General features: G+C 38.2%; 14 protein-coding genes and 1 pseudogene. 8 read left to right on the forward strand and 7 right to left on the reverse strand.

Annotated elements, in window-relative coordinates:
- On the forward strand, nucleotides 1-1,271 hold a 1,271-nt coding region (locus tag ACOVO2_RS17820), incomplete at its 5' end, for a WD40/YVTN/BNR-like repeat-containing protein (protein ID WP_421771281.1).
- A 58-nt stretch (nucleotides 1,272-1,329) separates the two neighbouring features.
- Here ACOVO2_RS17820 and ACOVO2_RS17825 read toward each other — a convergent pair.
- Genes ACOVO2_RS17825 through ACOVO2_RS17835 form a run of 3 tightly spaced genes read right to left on the reverse strand, consistent with a single transcriptional unit; the run spans nucleotide 1,330 to nucleotide 3,558 of the window.
- The gene (locus ACOVO2_RS17825) at nucleotides 1,330-2,307 is read right to left on the reverse strand and encodes a glycosyltransferase (RefSeq protein WP_421771282.1); all 978 of its coding nucleotides are present in this window, start codon (nucleotides 2,305-2,307) and stop codon (nucleotides 1,330-1,332) included.
- 52 nt (nucleotides 2,308-2,359) lie between these two features.
- Nucleotides 2,360-2,899 (reverse strand): hypothetical protein, encoded by a 540-nt coding sequence (locus ACOVO2_RS17830; protein ID WP_421771283.1) that lies wholly within the window; start codon nucleotides 2,897-2,899, stop codon nucleotides 2,360-2,362.
- Between the two features lie 35 nt (nucleotides 2,900-2,934).
- On the reverse strand, nucleotides 2,935-3,558 hold the full coding sequence (locus ACOVO2_RS17835) for a polysaccharide deacetylase family protein (RefSeq protein ID WP_421771284.1): 624 nt from the start codon (nucleotides 3,556-3,558) through the stop codon (nucleotides 2,935-2,937).
- Between the two features lie 87 nt (nucleotides 3,559-3,645).
- On the opposite strand from ACOVO2_RS17835, the gene ACOVO2_RS17840 reads away from it, so the two are divergent.
- The gene (locus tag ACOVO2_RS17840; RefSeq protein ID WP_421771285.1) at nucleotides 3,646-5,529 is read left to right on the forward strand and encodes a M1 family metallopeptidase; all 1,884 of its coding nucleotides are present in this window, start codon (nucleotides 3,646-3,648) and stop codon (nucleotides 5,527-5,529) included.
- 183 nt (nucleotides 5,530-5,712) lie between these two features.
- Here the strand turns inward: ACOVO2_RS17840 and ACOVO2_RS17845 are convergent, their stop codons facing one another.
- Together ACOVO2_RS17845 and ACOVO2_RS17850 are read right to left on the reverse strand one after the other, a co-directional pair.
- The gene (locus tag ACOVO2_RS17845; protein ID WP_421771286.1) at nucleotides 5,713-6,336 is read right to left on the reverse strand and encodes a transposase; all 624 of its coding nucleotides are present in this window, start codon (nucleotides 6,334-6,336) and stop codon (nucleotides 5,713-5,715) included.
- A 90-nt stretch (nucleotides 6,337-6,426) separates the two neighbouring features.
- Complete coding sequence (locus ACOVO2_RS17850; protein WP_421771287.1) at nucleotides 6,427-7,869, reverse strand: sodium:solute symporter; 1,443 nt, start codon at nucleotides 7,867-7,869, stop codon at nucleotides 6,427-6,429.
- Nucleotides 7,870-8,071: 202 nt separating this feature from the next.
- On the opposite strand from ACOVO2_RS17850, the gene ACOVO2_RS17855 reads away from it, so the two are divergent.
- The 6 genes from ACOVO2_RS17855 (at nucleotide 8,072) to ACOVO2_RS17880 (ending at nucleotide 11,306) form a co-directional block, all read left to right on the forward strand.
- The gene (locus ACOVO2_RS17855; RefSeq protein ID WP_421771288.1) at nucleotides 8,072-8,365 is read left to right on the forward strand and encodes an ATP-dependent Clp protease adaptor ClpS; all 294 of its coding nucleotides are present in this window, start codon (nucleotides 8,072-8,074) and stop codon (nucleotides 8,363-8,365) included.
- Between the two features lie 173 nt (nucleotides 8,366-8,538).
- A complete protein-coding gene (recR, locus tag ACOVO2_RS17860) occupies nucleotides 8,539-9,144 on the forward strand; it encodes a recombination mediator RecR (protein ID WP_421771289.1) in 606 nt (201 codons plus the stop codon).
- 61 nt (nucleotides 9,145-9,205) lie between these two features.
- Nucleotides 9,206-9,913, forward strand: a complete 708-nt coding sequence (locus ACOVO2_RS17865; RefSeq protein ID WP_421771290.1) for a phosphoribosylanthranilate isomerase — start codon at nucleotides 9,206-9,208, stop codon at nucleotides 9,911-9,913.
- Between the two features lie 89 nt (nucleotides 9,914-10,002).
- Nucleotides 10,003-10,707, forward strand: coding sequence for a superoxide dismutase (locus ACOVO2_RS17870; protein ID WP_421771291.1), 705 nt, complete (start codon nucleotides 10,003-10,005; stop codon nucleotides 10,705-10,707).
- 84 nt (nucleotides 10,708-10,791) lie between these two features.
- Entirely contained in the window at nucleotides 10,792-11,049 is a 258-nt protein-coding gene (locus tag ACOVO2_RS17875; RefSeq protein ID WP_421771292.1) for a hypothetical protein, read from the forward strand.
- A complete protein-coding gene (locus ACOVO2_RS17880; RefSeq protein ID WP_350265635.1) occupies nucleotides 11,046-11,306 on the forward strand; it encodes a Txe/YoeB family addiction module toxin in 261 nt (86 codons plus the stop codon). The genes ACOVO2_RS17875 and ACOVO2_RS17880 overlap by 4 nt, the downstream gene beginning before the upstream one ends.
- Before the next feature lie 136 nt (nucleotides 11,307-11,442).
- Here ACOVO2_RS17880 and ACOVO2_RS17885 read toward each other — a convergent pair whose 3' ends face one another.
- Together ACOVO2_RS17885 and ACOVO2_RS17890 are read right to left on the reverse strand one after the other, a co-directional pair.
- Nucleotides 11,443-12,735 (reverse strand): sialidase family protein, encoded by a 1,293-nt coding sequence (locus ACOVO2_RS17885; protein ID WP_421771293.1) that lies wholly within the window; start codon nucleotides 12,733-12,735, stop codon nucleotides 11,443-11,445.
- 82 nt (nucleotides 12,736-12,817) lie between these two features.
- A pseudogene (locus ACOVO2_RS17890) lies at nucleotides 12,818-13,422 on the reverse strand (TonB-dependent siderophore receptor); the annotation flags it as partial.

Genomic DNA, 13,422 nt, shown 5'->3' on the forward strand with positions numbered 1-13,422 from the left:
ATGATTTTACGCCTTCTATCTATAAAACAACCGATTACGGAAAAACTTGGACAAAGATTACAGATGGCATTCCTTATGGGGCGTGTGTACGTGTTGTGCGTGAAGATTCTCAGCGAAAAGATTTGCTTTTTGCAGGAACGGAAACTGGTTTTTATGTATCAATGAATGGCGGTAAGAATTGGTCGAATATGCAATTAAACCTTCCGATTACGCCAATTACAGATTTGAAAGTCCACCAAAATGATTTGATTGCCTCAACTCAAGGTCGTTCGTTTTGGATTTTGGATGACTTAGCTCCGATTAGAGAACTAAAAGGTGAGTTATCAAAAGATAGTTTAACGGCTTTCACTCCCGAAGATGCTTACCGAGTTTCGGGGCGTAGCTCGCTTGATAAAGTCAGCGAAGATGACGACGAAAACACTTCATCTTTCGGAGAAAACCCTTCTACGGGCGTAGTTTTTTACTATGGTCTGCCAGCTAAACCTGATACATCGTTGGCCTTGACTTTAGAAATCAGCAATGCAAAAGGGGAAATAGTAAGAACTTACAGCAGCAAAAAAGAGAAAGATTTTGAGGTTTACCCAGGTGGCCCATCGCCCGACCCAACGCTCCTTGTGAAAGGTGGAATGAATCGCTTTGTGTGGGATATGCGTGCCGAAACCATCAAAGGTATTCCGAAAGTATTTATCGAAGGTAGTTATGATGGCCGTAAAATGTCGCCAGGTAGCTATTCGGCTAAATTTACTTACGGAAAACAAATTAAAACTGTTCCTGTGAAAATTCTCGCTGACCCACGCATCAATGCAACGGCCGCCGATTATCAAGACCAAGAAAACACACTCAAATCGCTCGAAAATAGTGTGAATGATATTCATGAATCAATCGCCAGAATGCGTAAGATTTCTAAGCAAATCAGTGAAGTTAGCAGTCTTTTGGCTACAAAACCCGAACTAAAAGCAGTAGTGGATGCAGGAAATGCGATTGTGAAGAAAATCAAAGTTTGGGAAGAAAAATTGGTGCAAAACAAAGCAGAATCGAACGATGATATTATCAATTTCAAGAATATGCTAAGTGCCGATTATATTTTCGTAAGAGGCGAAGTTGATTCAAACGTACCGACCGTCACGAGCGGACAGAAAAAGCAACTGGCTGCCCTCGATGCTCAATGGAATGTACTAAAAACCGAAATGAATGATTTGATTACAAAAGACATTGCAGCTTACAATAAACTTTGTGCCGAGAAGGTAATCAGCAAAGTGATTATTCCTTAATATTTATAATAGTTGTGGCACACCTTGAAGGATGTGCCACAATTATCTTCAAAAAAGCTTAATATTCTCGCCCTTTCCAAACCAATTTAGTTGGTAAAACATAAGCCACCAACTGCAAAAACCAAAATACATACATATACATCGTATAAGCAGGAATGTATTTTAGAAGTTGGTTTTGATTCAAAACTCTAAAAATTCTGCTTCCAACTAAGAAGTTTATTAAAAGATTTAAAATCAAAATTGCTAAAGCACTTTTCCACGAAAAAAGACTGATAATCAACAAAATAGGCAATAAAAAACCTTGAATCAAAGCAGGAAAAATAAGAATCGAACCCGTTGAGATTCCGCCCGCCACCCAGCGTTTACGTTGCTCAAAATACTTTTTTGGTGGTTTGGTAAGTGTCATGGCCTCGGGCTTAAATAATTGCTTGAAAGCAAAACCTTTATCAATAATTGCCTTATAAATGGCATAATCTTCCACAATCGAAAAACCGATTTTTTCGTAACCACCAACCGCCCAATACGCCTCCGCCGAAACCATCATATTATTGCCCATTCCAGTGGATTGAATCTTAAAATCGGCCAACGTTTTCATTAATTTCAGCGTAAAAAGCCATTCTATTGCTTGGCTTGCCTCAAACCAATTTTTGTTTTTTACGAGTGTCAGTCCAATCGTCACACCTTCGTTTTTTCTTTCTGCTACAAAAGCCTCAATCCAGTTTTTAGGTACTTCGATATCAGCATCGGTAAAGAAAAAAAGCTCACCCGTTGCCAAATGTGCCAATTGTGCCAAAACATTTGCTTTACCTTTCAGTCCAGCAACTTGTTTTTCTATTTTAATGTATTGAATATAAGTATTTTCGGTCGTAAATCTTTTTATAATCTCAGCCGTTGCATCAGTCGAATCATCATCTCCGATAAGAATTTGTAATTTATCTTTCGGGTAACTCAGTTGAGTAAACGTAAACAGTAAATCAGCAATATTCTCTTCTTCGTTTCTGGCAGCTACTAAAATACTTACGTTCGGAAATTTCATGACTACTTTATTTTACAACCGTGGACTGTTGACCGAAAACTATGGACTAAAATTAGTCTCTAATTGTTGAAGCAATTTTCTTGAAATCACCCACTAAATCTTTGTAGCTACTGGCCAAAGTCCAGCACAAAATTTGATAATAGTGGGTTTTGGATTCTACATAAGTTACCAAATATGTTACCTTTATATCTTTACCATCTTCGGTCTGCAAAGTAGCATATAAGTCAGTTTGATAGAATTTATTACCATTCTGCTGAAATTCAGTCGGTTTTGATTCTTGTGCCTTTGGGTCTTCTGACTTTAAGCTTTCAATCACCGAATCATGAAATTCTTTTAAGCTGTTATACTTTGTACCTTCAGCTTCCAAATCTTCCTTTGCATCTTCGATTACTACAACATAAGCTTCTTTGGTTTTGTTCATGTATTGCATCGAAGCAACATCATTGAGCGAAGTGGTTTTGACCATGTAATCGGGAACCGACATATAAATAATATGCCCCGCTTTTTGTTCTACGAATTTGGTCTGAGAATAGCTTTGGTAGGCACTAAAAATGGGGATAAAGGTTAAAAAAAGTAATTGTTTAAGGTTCATGAGTAAGGGGACGTGTTTAGTTTTTGCAAAAGTATTTAAAGTTTTAAAAACAGAAATCCTTGGCTCGAAAAATGTTCTAAAAATCTAGGCAAAGCGTAAGACATTCGTTTATTGGCCTTAATACTATCATGAAAAAGTACAATTGAGCCGGCTTCAGTATGCTTAATTGTTTTATGGAGAACAGTCTCGGGCGATAAGTCTTGAGAGAAATCACCAGTAAGTACATCCCACATAACTATCTCATGGTTAGGCAATAAACTACGGGCTTGGCTTCGCTTGATACGCCCATAAGGAGGCCGAAAAAGTTTAGTTTCAATGCCGTATTTTTCGATTTCAGTTTTACATCTGACGCTATTTTCTAAATAAGTAACATCATCGCTTGCCCAACCTCGCAGATGGTTGAAAGTATGATTTCCGACCGAATGTCCCGCACCTATAACCTTCCGAAAAATATCTGGATTTTTACTAATATTATCGCCAATGCAGAAAAAAGTGGCTTTTGCTTGATATTTTTGCAGGGTTTCCAGCACAAACTCGGTTACTTCGGGTATTGGGCCATCATCGAAAGTAAGATAGATTTTCTTTTCGTCCGAAGGTTTTCTCCAAACGAAATTTGGGTATAAAGCCCGCATCAAAAAATTGGTTTTGTGCAAAAACATCGCTCATCGTTTTTATGCAAAAGTCTGAATTTTTAGTCAGAAATAATATTTAATTTCTAAATTGCACCAACGAAATCATAAAATTTCATGCAAAAGCAACTTCTGTTTATCATATCCTTATTTTCTTTTCTGAATGCAGTAGCACAAACCAAACCTTTGAGCAACCGCATAGCCAACTATGATATTTCGGTAAAACTCGACCCCGAAAAACATACACTCTCGGGCAAAGAAACGCTGGTTTGGACAAATACTTCGACCGACAACATCACCGAATTACAATTTCATTTGTACCTCAATGCTTTCAAAAACAAGAACTCGACTTTCATGAAGGAATCGGGCGGGCAACTTCGTGGCGAAATGATGGACGCTAAAAACAAAGGTAATTTTGGCTGGATTGATATTACTTCGATGAAAGTTCGTGGTAGAGAAAATTTGACCTCAAAAATCAAATTTATTCAACCCGACGACCTCAACGACAAAGACCAAACCGTAATAAGTGTTCCGCTTGGCCGCCCACTTGCACCCAACGAAAGCATCACACTCGACATCAATTTCAAAGCTCGATTGCCCAAAGTTTTTGCTCGAACGGGTTATGCGGGCGATTATCATTTGGTCGGACAATGGTTTCCGAAAATAGGTGTTTATGAGTCGGCAGGAATGCGTTATGCCAAAAAAGGTGCTTGGAATTGCCACCAATTTCACGCTGACAGCGAGTTTTATGCCGATTTTGGCACTTATCGAGTAGATATGACCGTTCCGAAAAACTTTGTTTTGGCCGCAACGGGTGTTTTTCAAAACGAAAAAATCAACAAAGACAACACAAAAACCATTAGCTACCGAGCCGATGATGTACATGATTTTGCGTGGACAGTTTCGCCTCGATTTAAAGTAAGCGAACAACAATGGAAACACGTAAAAATAAAAGCAGTCGTTCAGCCCGAACACAGCGGTAGCACCAAACGTTATTTCCAGTCGGCCATTGCAGCTTTAGAATATTTTCAGAAAAACCTCGGTAAATATCCGCACCCAGTTTTGACATTGGTTGACCCTCCGCTCGAAGCCGCAGGTTCGGCTGGCATGGAATACCCAACTTTTATTACTTGTGGCGAAACAACGTGGGGCTTGCCAAAAGGAATTCGCACACCCGAAGTGGTGACGATTCACGAATTCGGACATCAGTATTTTCAAGGTATGCTTGCATCGAATGAATTCGAAGAATCGTTTTTGGATGAAGGCTTCAACCAATATTACGAAGCTCGAATCATGGACGCCACCTACGGCAAAGGCTCAATGATAAATCTCTTTGGTTTCAAACTAAACGATTCAGAAAACCCTCGATTGGCTTATGTAAGCATGAAAAATGTAGAGATTTCGGAAATTTTCCGAAAATCGTGGGAGTATCCAAGAGGCACCTACGGCACTCTTACTTACATGAAAACCGCCGTAATGCTGCAAACTTTGGAAAATCTGATTGGAAGAACAGTCATGGACGAAATCATGCAAACGTACTTTATTAGATGGCGTTTTAAGCACCCAGCCGTGAAAGATTTTATAGCAATAGTCAACGAAATAGCACCCAAACGCACCAATTATAAGTACGGAAAAACCTTCGATTGGTATTTTGAGCAAACACTTTATAAAGCCCCCGATTGTGATTACGAAGTAAGTGAAATCGATGAAAAGCAATGCACCATCAAGCGTTTAGGCAGTATGATAATTCCAACTGAAATACTTATAAAATTTACCGATGGAAAAGAAGAACTAATCAGTTGGAGCGGCGAAGATTATTCTAAATTATTGAAGTTTGAAAAGCCAATCAGTTCGGTAACAATCGACCCAAAAAACAAGATTTTGTTTGATTTAAACTTCAATAACAATAGTCGAAGTATCGAGCAATCTTCATTGCCTTTCATCAAATACGCCTTAAAAATGATGTTTTGGGTACAGAATTTATTGAGTTGGGTGGGGTGATGTAAAAAAGGAAGACTTCGCTTTGAGCGAAGTCTTCCTTAAAACTACTCATCATATTTATTTTTCATCAAATACGCCATGAAAATGATGTTTTGGGTACAGAATTTATTGAGTTGGATTGGGTGATTTAAAAAGGAAGACTTCGCTTAAAGCGAAGTCTTCCTTAAAAGTCTTCCTTAGAATCTAATCAAACTCAATTTCAAATTTTTCTAAATTATTGAGGCTATCACCCCTTGCATGAAATTTTTCAAATTCCTCTCTACCACCAAACCATTTTAAAACATCATCCCTCCGTAATCTTGTAGTAGCTGTTCGTAAATGTGATTGATAAGAAGAATGTGGGTATTTTCTGAAGTCATTTATAAAGCAATGTTTTTCAGGATTGTGATGAATGTAATAAACTAATTCTGTAAAATACTCATCGTTATCAACCCATACTCTACGAAAAGGCTCTTCAAATAATCTTCCAGTACGTTTATACGCTTTATTGATAGTTTGAGAATAGCTCTTGAAAAAACTCGCAAAAGCATTACTCAAAAGCCAATGAATAGGTTTATTAGCGTTTTTAACCAAACTATCTTCTGATAGCTTTATTTCATTTTCAGAACGAGTTTTTACTAAAAGATGAAAGTGATTTCTCATCAAGCAATAAGCATAGGTCTCGGCAATTGGACTTACAAATTGCGTGTATTTTTGCAGAAAATACGCATAATTTCTTTCTTCTTTAAATATGTTTTCTCCGTTGATTCCACGATTGTAGATGTGATAATAACTATCAGCTTGGAGTGGCTCGATATTGGTTTTCATACCAAATGTTATTTTTAATATTCAGCAAAAGATTACGATTAAAAAAAAAGGAAGACTTCGCTTGGAGCGAAGTCTTCCTTAGAAAACTAACTACTCAGCTTTTCTCGAAAGCATCCAAAGACCTACGAATGTTATAAATCCATTGAGCATTAATTTCGAGAAACCAAATTCAAAATCGAGGTTTTTCTTTGTAAATTCTTCAATAAGGTAAGTAAGAAATGGAGCGGCAACGCACACAAACGGCACATATTTATCGGTTAGTGGACGTTTGAGGTAAAGCCCGAAAGCGAAAAGTCCGAGTAGCGGGCCGTACGTATAACCTGCAATATTAAATACCGCCGAAATAACTTCTTGACTATTCAACGCCCTAAAAATCAAGATTACGATGATAAATACTACCGTAAAACCGATATGTACGTAATGTTTGAGGGTTTGGCGTTTGGCTTCTTCGTACTTTTCGATATTCAAGAAATCTACACAAAACGAAGTCGTGAGAGCCGTAAGTGCGGAGTCCGAACTCGCATAAGTAGCCGCAGTAATTCCCAATAAAAACGTGACCGCCGCCAAAGTTCCGAACTGATTTCCGAGTGCCAACGAAGGATACAAATCATCGGTTTTAGCAGGAATTGGCAAGCCCATTTTCTCAGAATATAAATAGAGTAATACACCCAAACTCAAGAAAAGCAAATTGATAAAAACCAACACTACATAAAACCAAAACATATTTTTCTGTGCTTCGCCGATGCTTTTACAGGTGAGGTTTTTCTGCATTAAATCTTGGTCAAGACCTGTCATAACGATGGCAATAAACGCTCCCGATAAGAAATCTTTCACGAAATGGTGTTTATTGGCCCAATCCCACACAAAAATCTTTGAATATTGACTATCTCGAACAGTTGAGAATAAATCGCCAACGCCCAAATCAAGTTGTTTTCCAATCAAATAAATTGTCAGAACCAATGCCGTCAGCAAGAAGAAAGTTTGAAGCGTATCGGTAATAATGATGGTTTTCACGCCACCTTTGAATGTATAGACAAAAATTAGAGCCATTGCAATCAAAACCGTCACTTCGAAAGGCACGCCCAACGCATCAAAAATGGCCAATTGCAAAACCTGTACGGCCACATACATACGCACGGCCGAGCCAATGGTGCGAGAAAGTAAGAAAAAAGCCGAACCAGTTTTATACGACCAAAAACCAAAGCGTTTTTCGAGATAACCGTATATCGAAATCAAATTCAGTCGGTAATACATCGGCATCAAAATCGTAGCAATTACCCAGTAGCCCACTGCATAACCCAGCACCACCTGAAAGTAAGAAAACTGAATTTTTCCGACCGCACCCGGCACCGAAACGAACGTTACGCCCGAAATTGATGTTCCAATCATACCAAAAGCCACCAAATACCACGGCGATTGGCGATTAGCAGTAAAAAAGGTATTAGTATCTGCTCCTTTGGCAGTATAAAGAGAAATTGCAATTAGAATTAAAAAATAAATAACCAGAATCGTTAGTGCGAGAGTTGATGACATAAATGTTTAGGGTTTAAAATCTTATTCAAATATCAAAACTTTTTTTTCGATAACAAAACTACACTTTCGCAAGAATGAATTATCTTAGCATTAGAAATTGAGTTCTGATTATCCAGAAATGTATTATTTAGTCTTAAAAACACTTGACTATCAATTTTTTACGAAAATTAATTAACCCAAATTTGTGCAAAAAATTCGACAAATGACAACGTTACCAAGTCCAGAAATTGAAGTAATTGAAAAGGTTACTGAAGACCTCGAAGCTATTAAATTATGGGAATTAGTCGTTTTCAATGATGACATAAACACCTTCGACCACGTAATATCTACTCTCATTGATGTGTGCCATCACTCGCCTGAACAAGCCGAACAATGTACGTTGATTATTCATTACAAAGGAAAATGTGGCGTAAAATCAGGAGATTTTGAGGAATTAGCTGCCATGAGAAATGAAATTTGTCGCCGTGAAATTTCGGCTGAAATTATGTTGAAATAGTCATTTAATCTTGGAACGCTGATTGTTATGATAATTATGATTAAAAAGTGAAAATAGTTACTCTTGGTATAAATCATCTGTTATCATAAAAATCTTATATAATCTGCGTTCAATATTTCTCACTGATAAAGATTTTCCGCATACTTCTCCATTCGGCAAACTAAATAAAAAGAATGAATTTCCCCTCTAAATTAATAGAAGAAGCCGTTGTTGAAATCTCAAAGCTGCCGGGAATCGGTAAAAAATCGGCTTTGAGGCTGGCTTTGCACTTATTGAAAAGAGATGAATCGCAGACGCAACTTTTGGCTGATGCTCTCATCAGTATGCGTACAAAAACTACTTTCTGCAAAAAGTGTCACAATATTTCTGATGACGAACTCTGTTTAATCTGCAGTTCGCCCCGCCGCGATGCATCGGTGCTTTGTATTGTAGAAGATACCCGTGATGTACTGGCCATCGAAAACACCGCCCAATATCGTGGACTTTATCATATTTTAGGAGGAATCATTTCGCCATTAGCGGGCATTGGACCTAACGATTTGAATATTGATTCTTTAATAAAAAGAGTTGAGCAAGAGCCTGATATTCAAGAAATTATCTTAGCCCTTAGCCCAACAATGGAAGGCGACACAACCGCTTTTTACCTACAAAAACGATTAAAACCTTTCAACAAAAAGATAAGTACCATCGCTCGTGGAATACCAATCGGTGGCGACCTCGAATATGCCGATGAAGTGACCCTCGGACGCAGTATTACGAGCAGGATTGCTTATGAATAAACCACCCCTAACCCCTAAAGGGGAATTTTTATTCTCTACATACTTTGCTTTTTTGTAAATTATGAATATTACCTCAAATCAGAATACCCCTTTCAAAAGCTCCCCTTTAGGGGCTGGGGGTGTCCGCATCAAAATCTGCTGCATTAGTTCGCCTCTCGAAGCGAAACAGGCCATCAGTTTCGGAGCTTCGGCATTGGGTTTGGTGGCAAAAATGCCGAGCGGGCCGGGGCCAATTTCTGATGAATTGATTCGAGAAATTGTCCAAACAATACCTCCACCGATTGCCTCGTTTCTACTGACCAGTCGCACTGATAGTTTAGAAATTATTGCACACCAAAAGGCTGTTAATTCAAATGTCATTCAGATCGTTGATGCCTTAGAAACTGGCACTTACGATGATTTTAGAAGAGAGATTCCAGCCATAAAAATCGTGCAAGTGGTTCACGTTGTTGACGAAAAATCATTGGATGAAGCACTTGAAATATCAGAGAAAGTGGATGCACTTTTGCTTGATTCGGGAAACCCAAATTTGGCAGTAAAAGAACTGGGCGGAACGGGTCGAGTTCATAATTGGGCAATTAGCCGAAAAATTGTGGAGCAATCAAAAGTACCCGTTTTCTTGGCCGGTGGACTCAAAACCGAAAATGTAAGAGCCGCCATTGATGCCGTTCAGCCCTACGGTTTAGATTTATGCAGCAGTGTCCGCACCGACGGCAAATTAGACCCTTATAAATTAGAAGCATTTTTTAATGAAGTAAATCGGGTCTGAAACGTTAAATTTTAGTTAAAGTAAACTTAAATCATAGGCTATTGTTTTTAAAATAGTAGATTTGTATATACCTTATATCTGATAAACCAATGAACAGAAAAGATTTCATCAAAGCCTTTATAGGAAGTGCTTTCGCTTTTAAGTTAGGTGATGTTTTTGCTACAAAAGCAATTTATTTTGAAGGAATGCACACCCTCGCTCCTCTACCCTACGCCAACGATGCTCTTGAGCCACATATCGACAAAATGACGATGGAAATTCACCACGACCGTCATCACAAAGCGTATGTCGATAACCTCAACAAAGCCATTGCTGGAACCGACATGGAAAAACTTTCAATCGACCAATTATTGAGCAACATCAGCAAATACCCAGTTGCAGTAAGAAATAATGGCGGTGGACACTGGAATCATACATTTTTCTGGCAAATCATGGCACCAAATGCGGGAGGAATGCCTTCGGGAAAATTATCTGATGCCATCACGGCAACTTTTGGTGGTTTCGATAAAATGAAAGAAGAATTTGGTAAAGCTGCCACTACTCGTTTTGGTTCGGGTTGGGCTTGGTTAATCGTAACACCTGATAAGAAATTAAAAATCGTTTCGACAGCCAACCAAGATAATCCATTGATGGATATAGCAACCGACAAAGGAACGCCAATTTTGGCTCTTGATGTTTGGGAACACGCATATTATTTGAAATACCAAAACAAACGTGCCGATTACGTAGCCGCTTTCTGGAATGTAGTAAACTGGAAAAAAGTAAGCGAAAACTTTGAAGCAGCAATGAAATAAGTAATTTAAATCTATGAGGTTTTGAATGTCGCATCAATTCGGAACCTCGTAGGTTTTTCGTATTTTTGAAAAAAATCTACAATTATGGAAGTCACTTATCAACTAAACGAATCAGAATTCGACCAAAATGTTTTTAAAGCAATCAAGACAGCTTTCAAAAATCGTCTGATAAAAATTTCAATCAGTAGTTCGGATGTGAATGATGCTGTGGCAGAGAAAGAGCATGAGTATGCCGTTTCTATTCCTTATAATGATTTATCAAATATCATTGAATCTTTTGAAAAAGATGATTCATATAAGTTGATGGACGCTCTTGAAAATTTCAAAACTGCGTCGAAATGAGAAGTCTCAAACTCGAACCAAAAGCAACTCAACAAGTAGCAGATTGGTTACATTCAGACCCTAAAACGCTCAAACGCATTCTCCGTATTCTTCAAGAATGTTGCCGAACTCCCTTCGAGGGCATTGGCAAACCTGAGCCACTCAAAGGAGATTTAAAAAAATATTGGTCGAGGAGAATTGATGATGAACACCGTTTGGTATATCAAGTGAGCGATACAGAAATTACAGTATTTTCACTTCGAGGGCATTACGAATGAAAAAGGCTTATTTCTCAGCGAAATAAGCCTTTTTACTTGCATCAAATAGTTGTAAATATGTGTCCTGCAATCAGATTTGATTGATAATCAACAATTTATATTCCTGTGGACTACCAACCATCGACTGTTGACTGACTTACTCCACAACCTTAGCTGCTAACACCGTCTTTTTATCTGCTTTTAATACTTCGTAAGCTACCAAAACTTTACCATTAAATACTAACGTGCTGGCATTTTGCCCGTAATCTGAATCGGTAACTTTCTGACTATCAAGCAATTTTCCGTTGACAAGTTTGCTATAAAATACATTACTTACGCCACTTTCGGCAGTTTGCTCCCAAACCAAAACGGCTGTTTTATCATCAGCTGTTATGTACGTATTTTTTGCCGAAGCATCTAAAACTTTCAATAATTTACCCGATGAATTGGCCAAACGAAAACCCGATTGTCCATTCTGAGTTCCCGAAAACCATGTGGCATACTGCTCGTTTTTCACCGAAACTGTCGTAGCACCTGCGTGTGGACAGCCTTTGATTTCCCATTTATCAGCATACAAAGTTTTTGGAGCTGAGAAGGTTGCTCCATTATCTTTCGATACAATGTGCGACATATCACGAATATCATTGTTATTATCACGATAAACCATGTGCAAAGCACCAGCTTCATCAACTACCATGCTGATATTACAGCAATCACACACCACAGCATCGATGAGTTTTTCTGCTTGAAAAACACCATTTTTTGTAATGGCCAAACGCAAATCACGTTCTTCGTGTTTGGTACTTCCTTTTACATCTTTCAAGTAAGCCACCGCAACTTCATCGTTGGCCAATAAAACCGCATCGAAAAAACCACGGGTGAGTTTGGTAGTATCAGTATCAACCGAGGTTGGTACGGTCCAAGAACTTCCACCATCTTTCGAAACCGTAAATCTGATTTCTGAACTACGTTTTGGGCGGGCTTGTGGTGCTGGTTGTCCTTCTGCTGGTCGTGCTTGCATTGCTGGGCTCGTGCGATACGAGAAAACCGCTACCATTTCACCGTTTTTCTTAAATAATAACTTCGGACGCATCAAACGGCCATTTCCCAAGCCACCATCAGCAAAAACTGTCTTTTTTTCGCTGTAAGTTTTACCATCTTTCGAGGTGGCAAAGCAAAGTGAAACTACGTTTTGTGGGTCTTTCTCGGTCCAATACAAAACCACTTCTCCTTTGTTGTTTTTTGTAAATGTTGGTAAAGTGTAAGTCTTATTTGGGTCAGTTTCAATGGGCGAATTCGAAAAACTTGGATTTGCTTCTACAGTTGGAAGTGTTGTTGCATCAACGGTTTTACAAATGGTCATTTCCTGACTTTCTTCTTGGCTGTTGATGAAAGGGAAGCCAAAAAGTCCAACGAAAAATAGTTGAATAGGCACTAATAATTTTAACATTTTTTGAATTGTTTTAATTTATATACCAAATAACTCTCAAATTTATATAGTATTGTTCGCTCAATCTAAATAAATCATCAATTTAGAATTTATAGCTAAACGTTGTTGCAAACTGGCGTGGAGCAATCGGATTGATGCTATAACGGTCATGCACGATATAATTCATGGTATTGAAAATATTTGAAACTTTTGCCAACACCGATACTTTACCAAAACTATAACCTGCCGAAATATCAGTGGTAGTAAAACCAGTTAACGGAATAAGTGCATTGTAGGCACTCAAAGCAGCTGTGGTATTATTTAAACCACCATTCAAACCCACTACGTTGTTATTTCCTGCAAAACGTTTTCCTGTGTAGAAGGCAGAAATACCTAATTTCAAGCCTTTTAGCTTAGTTTTATCGAAAGTATAAAACACCGAACCGTTGGCCGTATTTCTTGGATTTCTAATCAATTGTTCGCCTTCAACTTGCGAGCCAACCACTCCAGTTGTATTGGTATAACGCATAAAGTTATAGCCATAACCAAGTAAGAAATAGAAGTTTTTCGACAAAACACCATTGAAATCAATTTCAAAACCATCACTTGTAGTTTCGCCAGATAATTCTCTGATTGAAGTATTTGTATTCGGGTTTCCGTTTTTGTCAAAAAGAGCCGTTTGAGCAAAATTGCTATTGATGATTTTAT

The organism is Emticicia sp., assembly GCF_049241225.1.
GTDB lineage: Bacteria > Bacteroidota > Bacteroidia > Cytophagales > Spirosomataceae > Emticicia.

What these genes read in the sequence shown, in the direction of transcription:
- ACOVO2_RS17885 (WP_421771293.1), bottom strand. Translation starts at nt 12,735, where the DNA reads ATGTTAAAATTATTAGTGCCTATTCAACTATTTTTCGTTGGACTTTTT.
- ACOVO2_RS17855 (WP_421771288.1), top strand. Translation starts at nt 8,072, where the DNA reads ATGACAACGTTACCAAGTCCAGAAATTGAAGTAATTGAAAAGGTTACT.
- ACOVO2_RS17830 (WP_421771283.1), bottom strand. Translation starts at nt 2,899, where the DNA reads ATGAACCTTAAACAATTACTTTTTTTAACCTTTATCCCCATTTTTAGT.
- ACOVO2_RS17875 (WP_421771292.1), top strand. Translation starts at nt 10,792, where the DNA reads ATGGAAGTCACTTATCAACTAAACGAATCAGAATTCGACCAAAATGTT.
- ACOVO2_RS17825 (WP_421771282.1), bottom strand. Translation starts at nt 2,307, where the DNA reads ATGAAATTTCCGAACGTAAGTATTTTAGTAGCTGCCAGAAACGAAGAA.
- ACOVO2_RS17850 (WP_421771287.1), bottom strand. Translation starts at nt 7,869, where the DNA reads ATGTCATCAACTCTCGCACTAACGATTCTGGTTATTTATTTTTTAATT.
- ACOVO2_RS17840 (WP_421771285.1), top strand. Translation starts at nt 3,646, where the DNA reads ATGCAAAAGCAACTTCTGTTTATCATATCCTTATTTTCTTTTCTGAAT.
- ACOVO2_RS17870 (WP_421771291.1), top strand. Translation starts at nt 10,003, where the DNA reads ATGAACAGAAAAGATTTCATCAAAGCCTTTATAGGAAGTGCTTTCGCT.
- ACOVO2_RS17865 (WP_421771290.1), top strand. Translation starts at nt 9,206, where the DNA reads ATGAATATTACCTCAAATCAGAATACCCCTTTCAAAAGCTCCCCTTTA.
- ACOVO2_RS17880 (WP_350265635.1), top strand. Translation starts at nt 11,046, where the DNA reads ATGAGAAGTCTCAAACTCGAACCAAAAGCAACTCAACAAGTAGCAGAT.
- ACOVO2_RS17835 (WP_421771284.1), bottom strand. Translation starts at nt 3,558, where the DNA reads ATGTTTTTGCACAAAACCAATTTTTTGATGCGGGCTTTATACCCAAAT.
- recR (WP_421771289.1), top strand. Translation starts at nt 8,539, where the DNA reads ATGAATTTCCCCTCTAAATTAATAGAAGAAGCCGTTGTTGAAATCTCA.
- ACOVO2_RS17845 (WP_421771286.1), bottom strand. Translation starts at nt 6,336, where the DNA reads ATGAAAACCAATATCGAGCCACTCCAAGCTGATAGTTATTATCACATC.